General features: G+C 49.7%; 23 protein-coding genes. 17 read left to right on the plus strand and 6 right to left on the minus strand.

Annotated elements, in window-relative coordinates:
- Positions 1 to 143 precede the first annotated feature (143 nt).
- Positions 144 to 575 (minus strand): hypothetical protein, encoded by a 432-nt coding sequence (locus K3G39_RS12940; RefSeq protein WP_220626586.1) that lies wholly within the window; start codon positions 573 to 575, stop codon positions 144 to 146.
- Between the two features lie 213 nt (positions 576 to 788).
- On the opposite strand from K3G39_RS12940, the gene K3G39_RS12945 reads away from it, so the two are divergent.
- The 3 genes from K3G39_RS12945 (at position 789) to K3G39_RS12955 (ending at position 2,579) form a co-directional block, all read left to right on the plus strand.
- The gene (locus K3G39_RS12945; RefSeq protein WP_220626587.1) at positions 789 to 1,343 is read left to right on the plus strand and encodes a hypothetical protein; all 555 of its coding nucleotides are present in this window, start codon (positions 789 to 791) and stop codon (positions 1,341 to 1,343) included.
- A gap of 91 nt (positions 1,344 to 1,434) precedes the next feature.
- Positions 1,435 to 1,884: a nucleoside deaminase gene (locus tag K3G39_RS12950; RefSeq protein WP_370627260.1), complete on the plus strand. Its 450-nt coding sequence runs from the start codon at positions 1,435 to 1,437 to the stop codon at positions 1,882 to 1,884.
- A gap of 86 nt (positions 1,885 to 1,970) precedes the next feature.
- Positions 1,971 to 2,579: a superoxide dismutase gene (locus tag K3G39_RS12955; protein ID WP_220626588.1), complete on the plus strand. Its 609-nt coding sequence runs from the start codon at positions 1,971 to 1,973 to the stop codon at positions 2,577 to 2,579.
- Positions 2,580 to 2,685: 106 nt separating this feature from the next.
- Here K3G39_RS12955 and K3G39_RS12960 read toward each other — a convergent pair whose 3' ends face one another.
- The gene (locus K3G39_RS12960) at positions 2,686 to 4,902 is read right to left on the minus strand and encodes a thioredoxin family protein (RefSeq protein ID WP_220626589.1); all 2,217 of its coding nucleotides are present in this window, start codon (positions 4,900 to 4,902) and stop codon (positions 2,686 to 2,688) included.
- Positions 4,903 to 5,306: 404 nt separating this feature from the next.
- Here K3G39_RS12960 and K3G39_RS12965 point away from each other — a divergent pair, with 404 nt between their 5' ends.
- The 3 genes from K3G39_RS12965 (at position 5,307) to K3G39_RS12975 (ending at position 8,590) form a co-directional block, all read left to right on the plus strand.
- Positions 5,307 to 5,618: a hypothetical protein gene (locus tag K3G39_RS12965; protein ID WP_220626590.1), complete on the plus strand. Its 312-nt coding sequence runs from the start codon at positions 5,307 to 5,309 to the stop codon at positions 5,616 to 5,618.
- A gap of 183 nt (positions 5,619 to 5,801) precedes the next feature.
- Positions 5,802 to 7,139 carry a hemolysin family protein gene (locus K3G39_RS12970; RefSeq protein ID WP_220626591.1) on the plus strand — a complete coding sequence of 446 codons (1,338 nt, stop codon included), beginning with the start codon at positions 5,802 to 5,804 and terminating at the stop codon, positions 7,137 to 7,139.
- 95 nt (positions 7,140 to 7,234) lie between these two features.
- Entirely contained in the window at positions 7,235 to 8,590 is a 1,356-nt protein-coding gene (locus K3G39_RS12975) for a transposase (RefSeq protein ID WP_220626592.1), read from the plus strand.
- 18 nt (positions 8,591 to 8,608) lie between these two features.
- Here K3G39_RS12975 and K3G39_RS12980 read toward each other — a convergent pair whose 3' ends face one another.
- Together K3G39_RS12980 and K3G39_RS12985 are read right to left on the minus strand one after the other, a co-directional pair.
- Positions 8,609 to 9,130 carry a gamma carbonic anhydrase family protein gene (locus K3G39_RS12980; RefSeq protein WP_220626593.1) on the minus strand — a complete coding sequence of 174 codons (522 nt, stop codon included), beginning with the start codon at positions 9,128 to 9,130 and terminating at the stop codon, positions 8,609 to 8,611.
- 141 nt (positions 9,131 to 9,271) lie between these two features.
- Positions 9,272 to 10,255: a radical SAM protein gene (locus K3G39_RS12985; RefSeq protein ID WP_220626594.1), complete on the minus strand. Its 984-nt coding sequence runs from the start codon at positions 10,253 to 10,255 to the stop codon at positions 9,272 to 9,274.
- A 251-nt stretch (positions 10,256 to 10,506) separates the two neighbouring features.
- Here K3G39_RS12985 and K3G39_RS12990 point away from each other — a divergent pair, with 251 nt between their 5' ends.
- The 4 genes from K3G39_RS12990 to K3G39_RS13005 all read left to right on the plus strand — a co-directional run bounded on the left by K3G39_RS12990 (position 10,507) and on the right by K3G39_RS13005 (position 13,523).
- Positions 10,507 to 10,938, plus strand: coding sequence for a RidA family protein (locus tag K3G39_RS12990; RefSeq protein ID WP_220626595.1), 432 nt, complete (start codon positions 10,507 to 10,509; stop codon positions 10,936 to 10,938).
- Entirely contained in the window at positions 10,895 to 11,719 is an 825-nt protein-coding gene (locus K3G39_RS12995) for a hypothetical protein (protein WP_220626596.1), read from the plus strand. Before K3G39_RS12990 ends, K3G39_RS12995 begins: the two co-directional genes overlap by 44 nt.
- Before the next feature lie 92 nt (positions 11,720 to 11,811).
- On the plus strand, positions 11,812 to 12,747 hold the full coding sequence (locus K3G39_RS13000) for a hypothetical protein (RefSeq protein ID WP_220626597.1): 936 nt from the start codon (positions 11,812 to 11,814) through the stop codon (positions 12,745 to 12,747).
- Between the two features lie 173 nt (positions 12,748 to 12,920).
- Positions 12,921 to 13,523, plus strand: a complete 603-nt coding sequence (locus K3G39_RS13005; RefSeq protein WP_220626598.1) for a porin family protein — start codon at positions 12,921 to 12,923, stop codon at positions 13,521 to 13,523.
- A 90-nt stretch (positions 13,524 to 13,613) separates the two neighbouring features.
- On the opposite strand, the gene K3G39_RS13010 is transcribed toward K3G39_RS13005, so the two are convergent.
- Positions 13,614 to 15,146 (minus strand): AbgT family transporter, encoded by a 1,533-nt coding sequence (locus tag K3G39_RS13010; RefSeq protein ID WP_220626599.1) that lies wholly within the window; start codon positions 15,144 to 15,146, stop codon positions 13,614 to 13,616.
- Between the two features lie 167 nt (positions 15,147 to 15,313).
- Between K3G39_RS13010 and K3G39_RS13015 the strand changes: the two genes are divergently transcribed.
- The 6 genes from K3G39_RS13015 (at position 15,314) to K3G39_RS20915 (ending at position 18,207) form a co-directional block, all read left to right on the plus strand.
- Complete coding sequence (locus tag K3G39_RS13015; protein WP_220626600.1) at positions 15,314 to 16,204, plus strand: LD-carboxypeptidase; 891 nt, start codon at positions 15,314 to 15,316, stop codon at positions 16,202 to 16,204.
- A 12-nt stretch (positions 16,205 to 16,216) separates the two neighbouring features.
- Complete coding sequence (locus K3G39_RS13020; RefSeq protein WP_220626601.1) at positions 16,217 to 16,513, plus strand: hypothetical protein; 297 nt, start codon at positions 16,217 to 16,219, stop codon at positions 16,511 to 16,513.
- A 202-nt stretch (positions 16,514 to 16,715) separates the two neighbouring features.
- Positions 16,716 to 16,970 (plus strand): hypothetical protein, encoded by a 255-nt coding sequence (locus K3G39_RS13025; protein WP_220626602.1) that lies wholly within the window; start codon positions 16,716 to 16,718, stop codon positions 16,968 to 16,970.
- Between the two features lie 111 nt (positions 16,971 to 17,081).
- A complete protein-coding gene (locus tag K3G39_RS13030) occupies positions 17,082 to 17,600 on the plus strand; it encodes a GNAT family N-acetyltransferase (protein ID WP_220626603.1) in 519 nt (172 codons plus the stop codon).
- Positions 17,601 to 17,681: 81 nt separating this feature from the next.
- Positions 17,682 to 18,059, plus strand: a complete 378-nt coding sequence (locus tag K3G39_RS13035; RefSeq protein WP_255594303.1) for a GNAT family N-acetyltransferase — start codon at positions 17,682 to 17,684, stop codon at positions 18,057 to 18,059.
- Positions 18,040 to 18,207 carry a hypothetical protein gene (locus K3G39_RS20915; RefSeq protein WP_370627261.1) on the plus strand — a complete coding sequence of 56 codons (168 nt, stop codon included), beginning with the start codon at positions 18,040 to 18,042 and terminating at the stop codon, positions 18,205 to 18,207. The genes K3G39_RS13035 and K3G39_RS20915 overlap by 20 nt, the downstream gene beginning before the upstream one ends.
- A 5-nt stretch (positions 18,208 to 18,212) precedes the next feature.
- On the opposite strand, the gene nth is transcribed toward K3G39_RS20915, so the two are convergent.
- On the minus strand, positions 18,213 to 18,920 hold the full coding sequence (nth, locus tag K3G39_RS13040) for an endonuclease III (RefSeq protein WP_220626604.1): 708 nt from the start codon (positions 18,918 to 18,920) through the stop codon (positions 18,213 to 18,215).
- A gap of 189 nt (positions 18,921 to 19,109) precedes the next feature.
- Between nth and K3G39_RS13045 the strand changes: the two genes are divergently transcribed.
- Positions 19,110 to 19,802 (plus strand): MBL fold metallo-hydrolase, encoded by a 693-nt coding sequence (locus tag K3G39_RS13045; protein ID WP_220626605.1) that lies wholly within the window; start codon positions 19,110 to 19,112, stop codon positions 19,800 to 19,802.

A 19,802-nucleotide genomic window follows, 5' to 3' on the forward strand; every position in this document is an offset into this window, starting at 1 on the left:
CCCGCTCCGGCAATTACAGGCATACTTGTTTAAGGTGAGATGTAAGTAAGTTGCCGACTTGCAACCAAAAAACACAACAACACAACCAAAGAGAAGCCATACCTGCTAGGTATGGCTTCTCTTATTTCAGGCTACCGGTGATCTTATTTAAAAAGACCACCGAGTTTATCTCCTATACCTTTCGGCAGCTTGTCTGTCAGTCCGCCACCCAGCATGCCCATTAAATCTGACTGGCTATTCACGTTGCCGCTTATTTTATTCATCAGAAACGACACAACAAAGGGAGCAACCTGCTGCGCCATCGACTCCGGTATACCTACTTTTGAGGTCAGGTCGCCCAGGTATCTCTGAATCATGTTGTTGATAGCCGGGTTGTCCTGTGGTGCCTGCTGGCCTTTCAGCATGTTCATAATACCCCCGGCATCTCCACCTGTAGCTTCCTTTTTCAAACCTTCCTCCACATGCTCTTTCGCCAGGTCCACTGACTGATTAGCTTGCTGCGGGTCTAGCTTGAATTTGTCTTGCAATTCGCCAGTCAGCTGGCCTTTTACACTGTTGATGATGTTTCCTAACATAGCTTTTACATTTACATGATACTAATTTTCAGACAGCTGGAATTATACGGTTGCATCTAGCTGTTTAATTTTTAACGTCATTCCCCTGCAGAAGATATAAATCCAACAGGTATACACACTAAACAGGTACTGCAGCGGCTTTGGCAAAATAATTGCTACAGTTTATCGCAGTCCTTATTATTTGATACCTTTGCCCCCAACAACCCTATGAACATGCGCTATTTAGCCTTTTTAGTTATTATTCTGATTGCCGGCGCAACCCTGGCTGACACCAAATTAAAGAAGACACAGATCACGAAGGAGGTCAGTATCATGTTGCCCCGCGATTTCACACCTCTTCATGACGAAGGTATTGCTAGCAAGTACCCGGCTGCCAACCGCCCGGTTGCTGTTTACTCAAGCCCGAACGGCCAGGTAGACTTCAGCATGACCCAAAAGCGCTCTCAGTTTCGCGCACAGGATTTGAATATGCTCCGGGAAATATATAAGGCAAACCTGCTGGAGCGCTTCACCAAGGTGGATTTTATAAGAGATGAGGTAGCCAACATCAATGGCCGCGACTATATTCTGTATGAGTTTGTGTCGGTAATGGCCGATGAGCGCAACGGTAGCCACTTGGCGCCTGTGCAGAAGTATAGCATCATGCTTTATACCGTGCAGGGCAACCAAATGATGGTGTTCTCGATGCACATGCCGTTCATGATGAAAAACGACTGGCAGAATACTGCCCGTGAGGTCATGGGCTCCCTGAAAATAAAAACAAAATAGACTTCCCTATACCTAGTCATTAAGGCCTCTCCTTTCCTGGAGGGGCTTTTTTTTGTATCTTGTGCAAAAGCGAACACTAATACCTATACCTGTGGACTTACTATCTATACACAGCGACGACCATTTTATGCAGGAGGCTTACCGGCAGGCTACTTATGCCTTCGAGGAAGGAGAAATCCCGATTGGGGCTGTAATTGTGAGCAACAACCGCATCATTGCCAAAGCCTATAACCAGACCGAGAAGCTGAACGACGTAACCGCCCATGCCGAAATGCTGGCACTCACCGCCGCAGCCGAATACCTGGGCAACAAATACCTAAATGACTGCACCATGTTTGTAACCGTGGAGCCCTGCGTGATGTGTGCAGGTGCCAGCTACTGGGCACAGCTGAAACGGGTGGTATTTGGAACATCTGAGCCCAAGCGTGGGTATAGGAGAGTGGGCAAGCTGCTGCACCCTAAAACAGAAATGGTGAGCGGTATAATGGCCCAGGAGTGTGCCGAACTGATGGCTACTTTTTTTGCAGCTAAAAGAAAATAACTAAATTGAAACTCACATTTCAAACGCATACGTACACCTAAAATCTGTACGCATGCTATTATTCACATATATAACCACATAAAACTATGGCTTTCGAATTACCGAAACTACCGTACGCCTACGACGCGCTGGAACCACATATTGATGCGCGCACCATGGAAATCCACCATACAAAGCACCACCAGGCCTATACCGATAACCTGAACAAGGCAATTGCGGGTACTGAGATGGAAAACATGAGCATCGAGGAGATCATGCAAAATGTGAAGGAAGATAACAAAGCAGTTCGTAACAACGGCGGTGGCTACTACAACCACAACCTGTTCTGGACTATCCTGTCGCCAAACGGTGGCGGTCAGCCTTCCGGTGAACTTGCTGATGCGATCAACTCCGCTTTTGGTTCTTTTGAGCAGATGAAAGAGAAGTTCAACGCAGCTGCGGCTACCCGCTTTGGCTCTGGCTGGGCCTGGCTGTGCGTAAAAGGCGACACGCTGGAGATCTGCTCTACACCAAACCAGGACAACACACTCATGCCATTTGCAGAAGGTTGCGGCGGCCAGCCAATCCTTGGTCTTGACGTATGGGAGCACGCGTATTACCTCAACTACCAGAACCGTCGTCCGGATTACGTGAACGCTTTCTGGAACGTGGTGAACTGGGAAGAAGTAACCCGTCGCTACAACGAGGCGAAGTAATTAACAAAGGGAGATAGACACAAGCTGTCAGATTTCCTTTAAAACAAGAGAGCCCCGCCTGAAAAGGTGGGGCTCTCTTGTTTATTTACTTAACAGGTATAGCTAGTTATTTCTTTGCAACCTGCTGATTGTTCTTATACGCTGCCACGCCAGCATCCAGAAACTTCACAAAGTTCTCCACACTCAGGTCGTAAGCGATTGGCTTTACCAGCACGTTCTCGTTCTCATCCATCAGCACATAGTAAGGCTGGGCATTCACGTTGAATTTTGTGATCTGGTAATCCGCGTACTTCTTGCCGAGAGTCTTCTTCTCTTTACTATCGTACTCGCTCACATACCATTCGCTTTCCGGCAGTTCGCTTTTATCATCCACATACAGGGCGGCTATCACGTAATCTTCCTGCAGGCGGCGCAGTACCTCTGGATGCGACCACACATTGGCCTCCATTTCGCGGCAGTTTACGCAGCCATGGCCCGTAAAGTCGATGAAGATCGGCTTGCCCTGCTCGGCAGCGCAGCGCTTGGCCTGCTCCAGATCAAAGTAACCCTGCAAGCCATGTGGCAGGTGCAGGAAGTCGGCATATTTAGGTGGTTCGCAGAGTTGGTTTGAAGTAAACTGTGCCGTGCTTCCTCCTCCGCTCTGGCGCACCAGCGCGTTAATATCAAAGTCGTGGGTGGATTGCGGCGGCAGATAACCTGACAAGGCCTTGAGCGGCGCTCCGAACATTCCCGGGATCAGGTATACCACAAAGCCAAAGGTTGCAATGGCCATGAAAATGCGCGGCACACTGATGTAAGGCAGATCCGAGTCGTGCGCAAACTTGAGTTTGCCCAGCAGGTAGAAGCCCATCAAGGTAAAGATCACGATCCAGAGGGCCAGGTATACTTCACGATCGAGGATACCCCAGTGGTATACCTGATCGGCGATGCTCAGGAACTTTAGCGCCAGCGCCAATTCCAGGAAGCCCAGCACCACTTTCACGGAGTTGAGCCAGCCACCGGACTTGGGCAGGCCACTCAGCCACGATGGGAAAATGGCGAATAAGGTAAACGGTAGCGCAAATGCGAGTGAGAAACCGAACATACCCATAACCGGCCGAAGCGTTTCGCCACCAGCAGAAGCCACCAAAATACTGCCCACAATTGGCCCCGTGCACGAAAACGACACCAGCACCAAGGTAAAGGCCATGAAAAATACGCCCAGTATACCACCTTTATCTGCCTGCGCATCGGCTTTGTTCAGCCAGGAGCTTGGCAGCGTAATCTCGAACAGGCCCAGGAAGGACATACCGAAAATCACGAAAACAGCAAAGAAAAGCACATTGGGTAGCCAGTGCGTGCTCAGAAAGTTAGCGCCGTCGGCTCCGAATAGCTTGGCAACCACCGTACCGGCGATGGTATAGATGGCAATGATGGAGATACCGTATAGCAATGCCTTGCCAATGGCCTGTGCCCGGCTCTGGCTGCTGCCCGTAAAAAAGCTTACCGTCATAGGGACCATCGGGAATACGCAGGGCGTGAGCAACGCCACTAGCCCCGACCCAAAGGCGATCAGCATAAAGGCCCAGATGTTTCCGTCAGACGATGCATCTTCGTTTGAGAAATCGATCAGAGCAGGAGCTACAGTTTCGGCCGCAGCCTCTTCATCCTCCAGTGTTTCATCAGCGGCCAGCATCGAATCCTGTGGTAAGGCAGGCGGCACAGCTGTGTCAAGGCCATCGGGAGCAGCGGCCTGGGTTGTAGCCTGCTCAGGCGCTTGTTCTAATTTTTGGGCAGGTGATTGGGTAGGCGTGATTGTTGGTGTCGCTGCACCGCTGGCGGCTGTTACTTTAATTTGTGCATTGGTGAAGGCAAAGTCATCATCAAACGGGATACACTTGCCATCGATGTCGGTGCATACCTGGTATTCGTATGAGCCTTTTACAACCAGATTAGGCTGCAGTACTCTTACTTTTTGCCGGAACTGAGCGGTGCCTACAAAGTAGGTATATTCTCCCTCCCACAGCTCATCATATTTCTTTTTGGGGTTAACCGGCTTTATTTTTCCTACCAACTCATAGGATGGATGCTTGGCAAATGTAAACTCCGTCACCATCGGACCCAGTTCCGGGTCAAAATCAGAGGAATAGAGATACCAGTCCTTGTCTATTTTTACGTTGAAAATGAGCTCAACTTCCTCCCCCACTCTGACTTCCTTTTTGGAAACATCGTAGCTCCAGGAAGCAGGCTTCAGCACCTGTGCCTGCACCAGTTGCGTTGTAAAGGTTAACAGGACCACCAACAGCCAGGGGAGGCGCAGCGCCGGCCTCAATTTATTTCTCATAAGGGTATGTCAGGTTAATTCAGTAAGATCACAGACGCTCAAGAACGTCAGTACAAAAGTACTGATTTTGATCGAAAGCCCCATCTGTCTGGCAGCACCGTTCTATCCACGAAGACAGATAACAAGCTATTGCCTGCCAATGCCGCTCCTATCGCTATGAATAACAGAAAGCAGAAGCCGGTTGTTTCCAGCTAGACTAATAGCTTTTCCCTTTTTTTTAAACACTTCGGGTCTAAATCTACCAAAAACTTACCAATACCCTGATTATCAGAGCGCTGTCATTCACCCTGATTTTAGCACTGTTCACGGATATAAAAGGTATAACAGGCACTGGTATGGAATTATACGACTCCCCTAAACGTATATTTTATATCAGTTTATTTACAAAACCCGCTTACAAAACTATGAATACAAACTTTCAGCCACAGGAATTTACTTCTATCAAAACTGTTTGCGGTAAAGCACTGGGCTCTACCTTCAAAGCGATCAAGCTGGTGCGCGATGAGAAGCACAATTTCCATATCGTGTACCGTACTTTCTCTGATGAATTTATTTACTCCTTCTGCAATCCCTTCCTCGATACCTCTTCAGAGCATGTTTACAAAATAATTTCCGAAGAAGAAGCAAAGGTTATTTTTATGCCGCTCCTCTCTCAGGAAAATGCCCGCGAGTTGTTTAGCACCGCCCAGGCACCCGCTATGCTGGTTCAATACTAGCCCCCTGAAGATGTATCAATAAGAAAAGGTGCCCGGCGGCACCTTTTCTTATTTAAGCCTTTTTGTCATCTCCCTGCTACACCGCAGGTGCGGTTTCTCGTTAATACGACATACATATATAGTAAAAACACGTATTTTAGTTTAATTTTACGCCACCGGAAGCAAACCGCGCTGTAACAAACTATGGTTCTAAACATTCTACTCACTATACTTCTGGTACTACTCAATGGCTTCTTTGTGGCGGCAGAGTTTGCGATTGTGAAGGTGCGCTCCTCCCAGATTGAACTGAGGGCACAGGCGGGCAGCTCGATGGCCAAACTGGCCCAGCACATGCTCACCCACCTCGATGCCTACCTTTCGGCCACACAACTCGGCATCACGCTGGCCTCGCTTGGCCTGGGCTGGATAGGCGAAAGTGTGGTGTCGCAGATCGTGATTAATGTGATGAATTTCTTTGGCTTCCAGGGAAGTGAGGCACTGGCCCATAAAATAGCGCTTCCGATCTCCTTTGCTATCATTACGGTCCTGCACATCGTGTTTGGTGAGCTTGCCCCAAAGTCACTCGCTATTCAGCGCTCCGAAGCCACTACGCTGGCTATTACGTTGCCGCTCCGCTTCTTTTACTACGTGTTCAGACCATTTATCTGGATTCTCAACGGCTTTGCCAACCTGGTGCTGCGTTCGATGGGTATACGCCCCGTGCATGGCTCCGAGGTACACTCGCCAGAAGAACTACGCCTGCTTTTTGAGCAAAGCGCCGAAGGTGGTTTACTCGTCGATTCGCAGCACGAGCTCCTCGAAAATGTGTTTGAGTTTAACGAGCGTATGGTCAAACAGATCATGGTGCCCCGCACCCGCATGGTGGCCATCGATGTGAATATACCTGAGCCGGAGCTAATGGAAATTATTTTTGAGGAGGGATACTCCAGGCTTCCGGTATACGACGGCTCCATCGATAATATTGTGGGCGTGCTTTACGTGAAAGACATCCTGAGCCTGATGCGGCTGAATGAGCAGATTATTATTAATAAGCTGATGCGTCCCGCTTATTTTGTACCGGAGACCAAAAAGATCCCGCGCCTGTTGCAGCAGTTTCAGCGCCGCCACATGCACATGGCCATCGTAACTGATGAGTTTGGTGGTGTGTCAGGCATCGTGACAATCGAGGACATTATTGAAGAACTGGTAGGCGAAATTCAGGACGAATACGATGAGGAGGTGCCTATTGTAGAGCGCCTGGGCGATTTTGAATACCGTGTAAACGGTGGTGCTCCGGTTTCAGATGCCAACGACTACCTACCCTTTCCTATACCTGAAGGCGACGACTATGAAACGGTAGGCGGCTTCGTGACCATGATCTACGGCCATATACCTGACGATCTGAATGAAGCGGCCGATTTTAACGAGTATGAGATACGGGTGCTCGACAAATCGGATCGCCGCGTGGAATGGGTGCTCTTTACAGTGAAAGAGGACTTTCATTCCCAGATAGAGCCGCAAACAGAAGATCCGGAACTTTAACACAAACATGAAACATCCCGGAGTTTAGGAATGGGATGAAAAAGGAAAACCTCCTGTTTTGTGGTTGTAAGGCCATTTAAAAACAGGAGGTTTTTATGTTTACTACTTCTAAAAACGCATCTTTCCAGGCTGAGGTTCTCTCCCAGGCCCGTTTTTTCTCCCACCGCCTGGAGGATTTCCTCGCTCCCTTCCTGGTGCAGCTCGACCGGCTGCTGGACCACCGCCTTGTTTTGACCTTCCAGGCCCTGTGCCAGGCGCTGGTGCGCCACCGCAGCCGCTCCTCGGGCCTGCTTTTAAGCGAGCTGGGCGGGGTGCTGCTCTCCCCCCACAAGGCGCCGGCCGGCACCAAGCGCCTCTCCAACCTGTTGAGGAGCAAAAAATGGTCGGCCGAAGCCATCACCGATTACCTGACGGGTGAAGCCCAAACGTATGTGGATAGGCTCCTGGAGCAGGAGCGGGAGCTGCCCCTCTTGCTCTGGGACGAGAGCGTGCAGGAGAAAACCGAAAGCCTCAAAAGCCAGGGCCTGTGTGCTGTGCGCAGCATGAAGGCCAGGCGGCAGCTGCGCGTAAAGCCCGGTTATTATGATCCCCCTACCCGTCAGCCGGTGCATGTGCCGGGTTTCCGCTGGGTGGGCCTTTTGTGCTGCGGCCTGTGGGCTCAGCCCCGCCTGGCCCGCTTCACGTGGTGGACCAGCCGGGGGATAAACGCCACTTCCCTGGAGCAAGTCAGGCTCTGGCTGCTGTTGTGGGCCCGCCAGGCCTTCGGCAGGGCCGTGCTGCACGTCTTTGACCGCGGCTACGCCTCCTCTAGGTGGCTGGGGCTGCTCTTGGCCCGAGGAGACCGCTTTCCTTTACGCTGGCCTTCCCGCTACAAGCTTCTGGACGTGAAGGGACTGCTGAAAAATGGCTACCGCTTTTCGGTGGGCAAAAAAGCCACCTCCTCCAAGGTAGTGCGCGACATGGTGCGCCAGCTCGCCTACCGCCGCAGCCTCCTCTGGCAGCGCTGCCTGCACCCGGACTACCCCGACTGCCCGCTCACTTTGATCATCTGCCGGCCGGGCCGAAAGGGCCGCCCGCCCTGGTATTTGCTCACCAATGAAGAGGTGCACACGGATCGGGACGCCTGGCGGTTGGTCTTTGCCTACGCCCGCCGCTGGCAGGTCGAGCAGGCCTTCCGCTTCAACAAGTCGGAGATGGGCATGGAGAGCTGCAGGCTCTGGTTCTGGGACAATAGAATGAAGCTGCTGCAGATCGTCACGCTGGTGTATGCCTTCCTGCTCTCGCTGCTGGAAAAGGAGCTGCGCCAGGCCGTCTCCAACCTGCTCCGGCAGGGCTGCCATAGAACAGGAAAGCGGTGCAGGAAAACTCCCACACCGCTTTACCGCATCCGCCTGGCACTGGCCAACTTATGGAATCTGCTCTACTTATCCCTGATTCAAACTCCGGGATGATTCATGTTCCCTGTATTTCTATACCTCCGGATTTGTAAACCAGCCACTGTACATCACATAGTTATTGGCTACCTTATCCAGACCATCTATCTGCTCCTGGCTCAGCTGCTTTACCTTTTTGGCAGGTATACCGGCATAAATATAGCCCGACTCGCACACGGTGTTTTCGAGCACGATGGCCCCCGCCGCTACAATACAGTTTTTCTGCACCAGCGCATTGTCCATCACAATAGCCCCCATCCCGATCAGTACATTGTCCTCTACCGTGCAGCCGTGCACAATGGCGTTGTGCCCGATGGAAACATTGCTGCCGATGGTGGTAGCGGCTTTCTGATAAGTGCAGTGAATCACGGCGCCGTCCTGAATGTTGGTCTTGTCACCAATCCGAATCGCGTTCACATCGCCCCGGATCACGGCATTGAACCACACCGAGCACGAACGTCCCATCACGACATCGCCCACAATCGTGGCGTTTTCGGCTACAAAGCAATCCACACCCATCTGCGGACTTATTCCTTTTACAGGTAATATAACTGGCATATTTTGAGTTTAGGAGTTTGAGAATTTAAGAGTTTGAGAGTTCAGCGGGTATACCTGTCCGAATCATGTACTGGCAATCATGCAGTAAATAATGTCTGAAAAGTACACGAACAACCAGCAACAATTTAACAATTCAGCCATTTAACCTTTCAGAAGCCGCTTCCATGTTCCTTTGCTCAGGTTGTATTTAAGCGTACTTGGCAGCGCTTTCCAGAAGTATTTATTCATTTCTACCGCGAAACTGGGTTGCATGTAACAGTTGATGGTACAGCCTTCACAGGCCGGCAACCTCCCTTCCAGTCGCTTCAGTTCCTCCACCTCCTGACTCAGGTATAGCTCGCTCAGCTTGCTTTGTATCGGGAAGCTTTTCGTACCCAAATGGTAGCAGGGCAGCACCAGTTCGTTTTCAGGCGAGATGACCAGCGTGGTGCTGGCGGCCTTGCAAACCGGGTCTGCCACCTTATTGCCACCGTCCCGGCGAAGCTGCACAAAGCCCTCGTTCAGGTATACGCCTTTGCGCTTTCCAAAAGCTGTCAGGTAATTTAGTTCCGTTTCCGTAAGCTGCTCCCCTACCGCAACTTCGTTGTATTCAAAAGCCGGGTTGATGATCAGCATCAGTTTATTAGGCTGAGTGATAGTGCGGTATACCTCTTCGAGTTGGTCTAGATTATGACGAAACACGGTAAAGAGAATATCCGGTCGTTCCCCCAGTTTTCGGGCCACTTGTATTGACTCCATCACAAAATCGTAGCAGGCTACGCCCCGGCCTGTATCGTGCTCATCTTTGTGCGCTGAGTCCAGCGAAAAGTGCAGCATGTCTACTTTTCCTTTCAGTCGCGCGGCTAGTTTGGGGTAAAGCATGCCGTTGGTGGTGAGTGTGGTGATGAAACCCAGCTCATGCGCCATACCCAGCATCTGGTCGATCTGCCGGTGCAAAAGGGGCTCTCCGCCTGTAAAATCGATTACCTGCACACCCAGCTTTTTCAGATCGCGCAGGTTTTGGGCCACGTCCTCCAGCGTAATGTAAGGAGAGGGTTTTTCCCAGATATCACAGAACGAGCACTTCGCGTTACAGCGGTAGGTAACGTAGTAGTTGCAAAGCACAGGTTTCGATCGCAGGCGCATCCGGGGGCAGTTGTTTACTCAAAATTAAGGATTCTACCGGAGTATCAGGTATAGAAGTAATCAGGAAACTGAAATAGGCGATATTGCTTCTGAGAATCTGTATATTGAGGGGTTAAATTGTTGAATTGTTAAATGTTGTTCGTGCACGATTCGTGAAGGTATACCGATGCACGATTCGGACAGGCCGCGACCTATCCCTACAGGTATACTGGCTTAACTTTTTAACTCCTAAACTCTCAAAATCCTAAACTATGATAAGACAAAATATTTCATCAGGTGCTGTATGGGAAAACACGATAGGGTATAGCCGTGCTGTGCGCGTGGGCAATGTAGTGGAAGTGGCAGGCACCACGGCCATGGATGGGGACCAGGTTGTAGGTATAGGCAATGCCTACGAGCAGACCCGGTTTATCCTCCAGAAGATTGAGAAGGCCCTGCAGGAAGCCGGCGCTACCATGCAGCAGGTAGTGCGTACACGCATTTACGTGACCGATATCGGCCAGTGGGATGCTGTCGGTCGTGCCCACGGCGAGTTTTTCAGTGACATAAAACCTGCCGCTACTATGGTGCAGGTCAGTGCGCTGATCAGGCCGGAACAACTGGTGGAAATAGAGGCCACGGCCATCCTGAGCGCAACTGATGATCAAATCAACCCCAATGCTATACCTGATGATGAAGTATAAACCGCTGTTCGCGCTGCTCTTCTTGTTTCTGGTCGGCTGCACCAGCACTGTCCCGCCAGCACAAAACTCATCCGGAACTAAGGTTGCTCCCACCCAGGTCATGCTGCTGGCCACACTGCACGGCCTCCACAAAAGTAACCCCCGCTATACCTACAATGATGTGTATGAACTTATCCGCAGGTATAACCCCGACGTGATCGGTGTGGAAATACGCCCTGAAGATATTGGTCAGGATACCACCTACCTGAAGCAGCTATACCCACTGGAGATGCGCCAGATCACAGTACTTTTCCCCCAAAACAAGGTATACGGCGTAGACTGGTATGGCGAAGAAGCGGAAGGGAAGCTCCTCCCTGATAACGTTTTTAAAGGTGCAAACAAGCAACTCACCGAGATAAAGCAACTGGAACGTGACCTGAACACAGACTCAAGCTTGAGTGCACAGCTTAAGCTAATTGCTGTTTTACCACAGAAGATGGTGGCTCTGGCGAGCAGCAGCTCTCCGGCTGAGTTTAACAATTCGGGCCATTACGATCTGGTAGCAGAGCTTTTTTACAAGCAAATGGATATTATGCTGCAGGGCACCCCCTACGAAGCCTACGCTCAGTTCAACCGTCGCCGCGACGAGCACATTGGCCACAACATCATAACGCTGATCAAAAAGAACCCTGGCAGAAAACTCATTTTTGTGTTAGGAGCCAACCATCGATTTGCAGCCGAAAAAAATATTCGGGAGCTACTTGGAGATCAGGTGCGGCCAGTGGAAGTGCCTGAAATTTAATTGCCCAGCCATGCATTGACAGAGTATTTTCATATATTAGTTTGTCATTATATAGCATATTCACTTTTTACCTTTTACAGGCAGTTTGGGCAATGGAACAGCACGAAATTGAAAGCGCGGAGAAGCATATCCGCAACGCATGGATTGTAGGTATTATCTCCACTGCTATGACCATCGTGGTCTCGCTGGTAGGGGCCTATAATGAGGATTTCAGGTATAGCTCCGGTTTTGACACATGGACTTTGTTTGACGCCGCACTTATCGCGGCCCTCACTTACGGCACCTACAAGAAAAGTAGATTCAGCGCCTTGGGCCTTCTTATTTATTTTGTGCTCTCCAAATTTATAGCAGCAGCCTCTGACGGACAGTTTCCTTTTGGCTTTGGAGCCCTCCTATTCGGCTACTTTTACCTGATGGGCACCATTTCCGCTTTCAAACTGCACGCCCATAACAAGCGCCTTGCCGAACAGGAAAGTGGTCCTAAGAAACGAAGCGTTGTATTTTATGCACTAACCGGTTTTGGCGTGTTGGTTGTAGGTTTGTTTATCTGGCTGATCGTGATTAGCGCCGATGGTCCCGGCACCGAGGTAATCCCCGGAAGACAGCTTAAAGCAAAATACGTGGAGTTTGCTTTAAACAAAGGCCTGCTAGATCCGGAAGAGCAAATTCAATTCTGGTATTCTGATGCCTTCAGCGACTTCACAGAGGGCTTCTATTTCTTCACAGACAAAAAGGTGGTTGTTTACAACAAAACATGGGAAGAACCCGCTCTTCTTATGCCTTTCGACTCTATCCAGAACATCAGTTTCACGGCTGATCCATCTTTACTGGAAGACAGCCAACTGTTTCTGGAACTGACTGACGGCACCTACGTCAACTTTCCTGTATCAAGCGACAAGGGAGGTGACCAGCGCTTTCACAAACGGTTGCGGACACTTTGGAAGAAGGCACAGGCTGCGCAGCTAACTGATACACGCTCAGAGCAGGAGGAGGAGCAAAGCAAAGTAACCGTCGTCTCTTATGAATAACCAGGATTTCGTGTTAGCCCCACTTATTAGAAATACTCCATAACAGAATAATACCACAATACCATACTACATACCCTATATTTACAAGGTAACGTACTAAAAAGCTATTGATTTTTCGTTATACCTGTGCCGCTTTGGCTGAGGCTTAACCATGTAAAACTAATCTGATAGCTATGAAAAATTTAGTGCTAACTATATTCGCGCTGGTCGCCCTGAGTACAGCGGCGCAGGCGCAGTTCCTGACGGGTGGACTTAAAGCTGGCGTAGGCTCCTCGAGTGTGAGCGTGCACGATGTCACCAGCAACCCCGCCGAGTATGCCAAAAAAGAATCTGTGACTAGTTACCATGCCGGTGCTTTTGCCCGCATCAATATTCTGGGTCTTTTCATTCAGCCCGAGGCGGTGTTCACGCAGACGGGCGGCCGATTAGAGTCTAACCCCAACGCGACGCTTGCCAACCGTGTAGCCGACATCAAATTTAATCGCCTCGATGTGCCCATTATGGCAGGTATAAGCCTTGGCAATGTGGTGCGGCTGCAGGCCGGTCCGGTGGCCTCCACGCTACTGAGTGCGCGACAGGATGGGCAAAGCATCAAGAGCTTTATGGAAAGTTCTGACTGGGGCTACCAGGCAGGTATAGGTCTCGACATTCAGCGCCTGACCCTTGACGTTCGATACGAGCGTATTAACCGTGGTTATGATAACCCTACAAGTCAGAGCAACTACGACCTGGCCAATAAGCAGATTCTGGTGAGTGTCGGGTTGAAATTGTTTTAGGTATAAATCGATCTCAACTCGCATAAACAAAGCAGCCGATGCAGTTTTATACCTGCATCGGCTGCTTTGTTTATGTAGACTGCATACCTGTTATGGCTGCGGCATATACATTTCGGCTCCCGGACCAATGGGCAGACCAATCAGTATCCAGACGATCAGCAGCAGTACCCAGCCAATAAAGAATACAATTGAGTAAGGAAGCATGGTTGAAATCACAGTACCTATACCTGCGTTCTTGTCATAGCGCTGGATGAAGGCCACGATCAGGGCGAAGTACGACATCATTGGCGAGATAATGTTGGTCACGCTGTCGCCGATGCGGTAGGCCACCTGCGTGAACTCCGGGGTATAACCCAGCAGCATGAACATCGGGATGAATACCGGCGCCATGATGGCCCATTTGGCCGAAGCTGAGCCCATTACCAGGTTAATGACAGCAGCTACCAGGATGAACATGATCATCAGCGGAATCTCGCTCAAACCCATCGTTTGAAGTACATCGGCCCCGTTGATAGCCAGAATCAGGCCCAGGTTCGTCCAGTTGAAGTAAGCCACAAACTGCGCCGCGAAGAACACGAGCACAATGTATGAGCCCAACGTCTCCATGGACTTGGACATCCCGCGCATTACGTCGCTGTCGTTTTTGATGGATTTGGCACCTATGCCATACGCTATACCGCCGATAGCAGCAAGCAGGAAAATAAAGGCAACTATACCTGACATGAATGGCGAGTTAAGTACCTCACCGGTTTCCGGATTGCGCAGGTAACCGTCTTCAGGTAATAAGCCACCTAAAATAAAGGCAATAGAAGCCAGAATAGCCAATGAAGCGTAGAGAAGGCCGCGCTTTTCCTGACTGTTCAGTCGGTCAATACTCTGCGGTTTTTCGTCTCCTGTATACTCTCCCAACCTTGGTATCACTATTCTTTCCGTTACCCAGGTACCCAAACCGGCCACCAGGAAAGTAGAAACAAACATAAAGTAATAGTTGGCTGCCGGGTTCACAATATAGTCGGCATCAATAATACGGGCCGCCTCTGTGGACAGACCAGCCAATAGCGGATCAATTGTACCCAACAACAGGTTGGCGCTGTAACCACCCGACACGCCCGCAAAAGCAGCTGCCAGACCAGCCAGCGGATTACGGCCGGCCGCCAGGAAGATAACTGCTGCCAGCGGCACCAGCAGCACGTAACCTACTTCAGAAGCCGTGTTGGAGATAACTCCGGCAAATACAATCACGAAAGTGAGCAAACGTTTCGGAGATGACAGCACTACCAGGCGCAGCACCGCACCAATCAGGCCTGTGCCCTCGGCTATACCTATACCTAACAAGGAAACAAGCACTGTACCCAGCGGCGCAAAATCGGTAAAGTTGGTCACCATGCGGGTCAGGATCATGTGCAGGCCTTCGGTCGAGAGCAAGTTGACCGGTGTTATGGTCTGGCCAGTGCCCGGGTGTACCACTGCCATGTCGAACATGCTGGCTACCCAAGACAAGATGATAACGAACAGCGCGAAGCCGGCAAAGAGCGTGGCCGGGTGCGGCAGGGCGTTGCCGATGCGTTCCACCACCGACAGGAATTTGTCAATCCCTGACTTTTTTTTCTGAATTTGCGTCATAAAAAGGGGTTAGTTTTAGGTTCCCGCCTGCGCAGCGTTTGTTCAGGTATAGGTGCCGGGCATGCGAGGCCGTAGCAAACGGGTTCCGAAATTGCCCAAAAATTTGCAGCCTCGCAAATTTTAGCAAAAAGCCATACCTTCGTTTATCATCAAAAATTGCTTTACCTATGATCACACCTCTTCAGCCCGCCGACAAAATCGCCATCATCGCCACCGCCCGACTCATTAGCCACGAAGAAATAGCCACTGCCATCGACATACTGCAAGGCTGGGGTCTGGAAGTAGAAGTCGGCCCGACGGTAGGGGCGCAGTACGGTGTGTTTGCCGGCGACGATGCGCTGCGTTTGCAGGACCTGCAGCAGGCCCTCGACCGCCCCGATATCAAAGCGATCATCTGCGCGCGTGGCGGTTACGGCACCACCCGCATCCTTGATCAGGTAGACTTCAGCCATTTCCAAAAACATCCAAAGTGGATAGTTGGCTTCAGCGACATCACCTCGCTTCTGTGCCACATTCACAGTTTAGGTATAGAGAGCGTGCACGGCATCATGCCCCTGCTTTTCCCGAAAGGTACTGAAGCTGCTCTGGACAGTCTGCGCCGCGTGCTCTTCGGTGAAGAACTCAGCTACAGCACAGGCCCCCATACCTTCAACCGCACAGGTATAGCCGAAGGCGAACTGATCGGTGGCAATCTGGCGCTCCTGCACAACGTCTCCGGCACTAGCTCCGACTTCAGCACAAAAGGCAAAGTCCTGTTCCTGGAAGACGTGGACGAGTACCTCTACAGCATCGACCGCATGATGGTGCACCTCGACCGGGCTGGTAAGCTGAAAGACCTGGCAGGTCTCATCGTGGGCCACTTCAGCGATATGAAAGATAATGCTATACCTTTCGGGAAAGATGCCTACGAGATCATAGCTGAACACACTGGCAAATATAACTACCCTGTTTGCTACGGCTTCCCGACCGGCCATGAGCCGGATAACCTGGCGCTGGTATGCGGGAGAAGAGCGAAATTGGAGGTTGAGGAGACTGGGGTGAGGCTGGAGTATTTCTAATTTTGGAGAGTTATGAACCTCTTCAAAAGATTAAAGCTGAATGAAGAATATATCTTTTTCGGAAATGCGCAGGATCTCGAGCGATTTTTACTCTCTTCTAAAGAACCTAAAGTTGAGAAAATCGGCAGGCAGGAATACAGTTTAACTCCTAGCTTTTCGATGGGCACTCTGATGGTGATGGGGATGAAAAAACAAGTGACAGGTATAAATGTAACAGCTTCTGTTACAACAATCAACCAAGCTTATCAACAAATACAGTTTACAACGACACCTCGCATAGAACATTTTTTATCATTTTGGTATTCTTAATTTTCATTGTGGTTGTAACAACTCAAGGAGAGTCTTTTTAGTTTTACCCAATTCTGCTAGGACTATGGGGCTCTCCCATCTGTGATTTCATACTATCTATAGGGCTCAGGGGGAAGAAGTGGTTGATAAGATAGTCCGGCGCTTGCGGCTAATTGATGAAAGCCATTTTCTCTTATCAAGAGATCAAGTTTAATGTATAAGTATGAAGAAGTGGATTAATCTCTTTATCGCTGCACTATTTATCACTTCATTTGTCTTTGCATTTGGAGTATTGAATTCTATGGTAAGCCTCAAATACGAAACTACCTCTCCGGAGCAATGCATATCCACGGTCACAGGAGCTAATCTTTGCGATGCAATACAATTTAATAAGACAGCTGCCAAAGTCTCTTTTTTCATCGCTGTTGTAGCTATAATTTACAGGCTATACTTCATTAAAAATAAAGAAACTGATTAGGCTTAGAAAAACCTATTAGATCAGTACAAAATGGAGCAGCGGCTACATATATCTCACTTTATGCATGAAACTGTTAGTTTCAACCTCAAAAACAACAGACTATAGAACACAATGAATAACGTCGCTATAAAAAGAGTTACGCTAGACGACATCAACCAACTGCAAAAAATCAGCAGACAAACTTTTTCTGAGACATTCTCAGCTGGCAATACAGAGAAGAATATGAAAAGGTATCTGGAGGAAGAGCTTTCTGTTGAGAAGCTGACTGCCGAACTCCGTGACAGCAACTCCCAATTCTACTTCGCTACAATCGATGATAAAGTAGTCGGTTATTTAAAGCTAAACACCGGTCAGGCCCAGACAGAACTGAAAGATGGTCAGAGCCTTGAGATCGAAAGAATTTATGCGCTAAAAGAGTATCACGGAAAAGGCGTGGGACAATCGCTTTATCAACACGCCATCCAGATCGCAAGGCAGCAGCACGTAGACTATGTTTGGTTAGGTGTATGGGAAGAAAATCCGAGAGCAATTAACTTCTATAAAAAGAATGGCTTTGTCGAGTTTGACAAGCATGTTTTCCAGCTAGGTGATGACGAGCAGACGGACATCATGATGAAACTTCAACTGTAGCTACATAGGATTGCAAAAAAGAGCTCCCTCACTCCCTCTACATTAATCGTAAAAATCTTATAACCCACTTTCCAGTATACCATGGCCTCTGCATCACATCCCATCCAACTGCGGCAAGCAACGATCGATGATCTGGCGCTTCTTCGAAAATGGGACGAGGAACCTCACGTGATAGACGCTGACCCAAACGATGACTGGGATTGGGCAATAGAACTGCAGCGCGACCTAGCCTGGCGTAAGCAGCTCGTAGCAGTACTCAATGGCCGTCCTATTGGCTTTGTTCAGATCATTGACCCGGCACAGGAAGAGTCCCATTACTGGGGCGATGTACCGCCTAACCTCAAGGCTGTCGATATCTGGATTGGTGAAAGAGATTGCCTGAACAAAGGCTACGGAACACAGATAATGCACCTGACGCTGGTGCTTCGAAGACGCCAGGGTGACGGCCGTTCTTATTGATCCGTTGGCTTCGAATGTGAGAGCGCACCGGTTCTACGAGCGCCTTGGCTTCCGATTCTTGGAGCAAAGACAGTTCAACGAGGATCTGTGCTTTGTTTATCAACTGAAGCGACAGGACTGGGAAAAGCTGAAAGATAAGCTGGATTAAGTTTGTCAGGCAGCTCTATCAATTCCCTTCGCCCGCACTGCGTTGTAGTAGTTGCAAATTCCGTTCAACACACACTTCTCGCACCTCGGGTATGACCAAGTACAGATCTTCTGCCCGTGCTTGAGCAGGTGCTTGTGAAAATTAAAAAGCACCACCGCATCATTAGGCAGCAGCTCCAGCAGGATATCATGTGCTTTGTTAGCCGTGACTTTGGCTCCGATCAGCCCCACCCGCTGGCTTACCCGGAACACATGCGTATCAACGGGTAGCACCGGCTTTTTGAAGTTGAACAGTAGCACCAGCGTTGCCGTTTTGAGCCCTACACCCGGTAGTCGCGTCAGCCAGGCCAGCGCCTCCTCTACCGGCATCTGTTCCAAAAAATCGATGCTGAATTCTCCCCGCTCCTCTTTGATGATGCGCAACGTTTCCTGAATTTGGGGCACTTTCTGCCCCGGGTAACGTGTCGTGCTGATGGCATCGGCCAGATCATCAAAAGGAGCGTTCATCACTCCTTCCCAGTCTCCAAAACGCTCCATCATGGTATAAAAGGCCTTTTCTTCGTCTTTGTGGTTGGTGCGGTGCGAGAGCATGGTCGAGATCAGCTCGTGCATGTGGCTGCGACGCGGATCAAGTTTCAAGGGCTTGTACTCCTGGTTCAGCAGCTCGTGGGTAATCATTATTTTTTCCTCAGCAGGTAGCTCATATCCTTCCATATTGTATTTAAGTTAGCCAGTTCTTAATTAACGGTTTTCCTTAAATGGCGTTTACGGCAATTACAGTAGCAAAGAGCGACTGTAATTGCTTGAACATTTACTCATAAAAATTGTAATATATCACAACAATTTATTTCGATTCCCGCTATACCTGTAGTCTCAGCCCAAACCGGTATTAATTTTCACTCAATGCAAATTAAATTTTTAGGGACAGGAGGTGCCTTTGACATCGATTATCTGAACTCTGCTGCTCTGGTAACGGTACGGGAAAAATGTGTCCTGCTAGATTGTGGCTTCACGGTATACCCGACGCTGGTGCACAAAAATCTGTTGCATCGGGTAGACTACATCCTGCTCACACACCTGCACAACGACCATTGCGGCAGCCTGGCCAATCTGTTGCTGCACAAGCATGTGATAGACAAAGCCCCGAAGCCAACCATCCTATACCCGACCGATCAATTCAAGGCGCAGGTATACGAGTTCCTCAAAATACAGGTGAAGAACCCGGATAAGTATGCTGAGTTCGTGCCTCTGGAGCATTTTGAAGGTATAAAGGCCGTCAATACCTACGGTATGCACTCAGAAGGGCTGCAGTCGTTTGCTTACATTTTTGAAGAAGAGGATAACCGCATCGTATACTCCGGTGACCTCGGCAAGCCTGACATACTGTTCGACAGACTGAGCCGCATGCCTTCACTGGCTACTTGCGTGTATCACGACATTACCTTCAACCAGGAAAACACGGGCCATACTTTCTACAAAAAGCTGCTGCCTCACATGAATGGCGTAGAGATGTTCGGCTACCACTGTGACCCAACGCAGAATCCGGAGGATAACCCGATTAGACTGGTGTTCTACCAAAAAGACCTACTGGCCTGA

Source organism: Pontibacter sp. HSC-14F20 (assembly GCF_019599265.1).
Lineage (GTDB): Bacteria > Bacteroidota > Bacteroidia > Cytophagales > Hymenobacteraceae > Pontibacter.

Bases quoted from the DNA above. Each gene is read 5' to 3' on its own strand.
- K3G39_RS12995 (WP_220626596.1), top strand. From the start codon at position 10,895: ATGATCAAATCAACCCCAATGCTATACCTGATGATGAAGTATAAACCG.
- K3G39_RS13045 (WP_220626605.1), top strand. From the start codon at position 19,110: ATGCAAATTAAATTTTTAGGGACAGGAGGTGCCTTTGACATCGATTAT.
- K3G39_RS13030 (WP_220626603.1), top strand. From the start codon at position 17,082: ATGAATAACGTCGCTATAAAAAGAGTTACGCTAGACGACATCAACCAA.
- nth (WP_220626604.1), bottom strand. From the start codon at position 18,920: ATGGAAGGATATGAGCTACCTGCTGAGGAAAAAATAATGATTACCCAC.
- K3G39_RS12970 (WP_220626591.1), top strand. From the start codon at position 5,802: ATGGTTCTAAACATTCTACTCACTATACTTCTGGTACTACTCAATGGC.
- K3G39_RS13015 (WP_220626600.1), top strand. From the start codon at position 15,314: ATGATCACACCTCTTCAGCCCGCCGACAAAATCGCCATCATCGCCACC.
- K3G39_RS13000 (WP_220626597.1), top strand. From the start codon at position 11,812: ATGGAACAGCACGAAATTGAAAGCGCGGAGAAGCATATCCGCAACGCA.
- K3G39_RS12955 (WP_220626588.1), top strand. From the start codon at position 1,971: ATGGCTTTCGAATTACCGAAACTACCGTACGCCTACGACGCGCTGGAA.
- K3G39_RS12975 (WP_220626592.1), top strand. From the start codon at position 7,235: ATGTTTACTACTTCTAAAAACGCATCTTTCCAGGCTGAGGTTCTCTCC.
- K3G39_RS12960 (WP_220626589.1), bottom strand. From the start codon at position 4,902: ATGAGAAATAAATTGAGGCCGGCGCTGCGCCTCCCCTGGCTGTTGGTG.
- K3G39_RS12940 (WP_220626586.1), bottom strand. From the start codon at position 575: ATGTTAGGAAACATCATCAACAGTGTAAAAGGCCAGCTGACTGGCGAA.
- K3G39_RS12990 (WP_220626595.1), top strand. From the start codon at position 10,507: ATGATAAGACAAAATATTTCATCAGGTGCTGTATGGGAAAACACGATA.
- K3G39_RS12965 (WP_220626590.1), top strand. From the start codon at position 5,307: ATGAATACAAACTTTCAGCCACAGGAATTTACTTCTATCAAAACTGTT.
- K3G39_RS12980 (WP_220626593.1), bottom strand. From the start codon at position 9,130: ATGCCAGTTATATTACCTGTAAAAGGAATAAGTCCGCAGATGGGTGTG.
- K3G39_RS13025 (WP_220626602.1), top strand. From the start codon at position 16,716: ATGAAGAAGTGGATTAATCTCTTTATCGCTGCACTATTTATCACTTCA.
- K3G39_RS13010 (WP_220626599.1), bottom strand. From the start codon at position 15,146: ATGACGCAAATTCAGAAAAAAAAGTCAGGGATTGACAAATTCCTGTCG.
- K3G39_RS13020 (WP_220626601.1), top strand. From the start codon at position 16,217: ATGAACCTCTTCAAAAGATTAAAGCTGAATGAAGAATATATCTTTTTC.
- K3G39_RS12985 (WP_220626594.1), bottom strand. From the start codon at position 10,255: ATGCGCCTGCGATCGAAACCTGTGCTTTGCAACTACTACGTTACCTAC.
- K3G39_RS12945 (WP_220626587.1), top strand. From the start codon at position 789: ATGCGCTATTTAGCCTTTTTAGTTATTATTCTGATTGCCGGCGCAACC.
- K3G39_RS13005 (WP_220626598.1), top strand. From the start codon at position 12,921: ATGAAAAATTTAGTGCTAACTATATTCGCGCTGGTCGCCCTGAGTACA.
- K3G39_RS13035 (WP_255594303.1), top strand. From the start codon at position 17,682: ATGGCCTCTGCATCACATCCCATCCAACTGCGGCAAGCAACGATCGAT.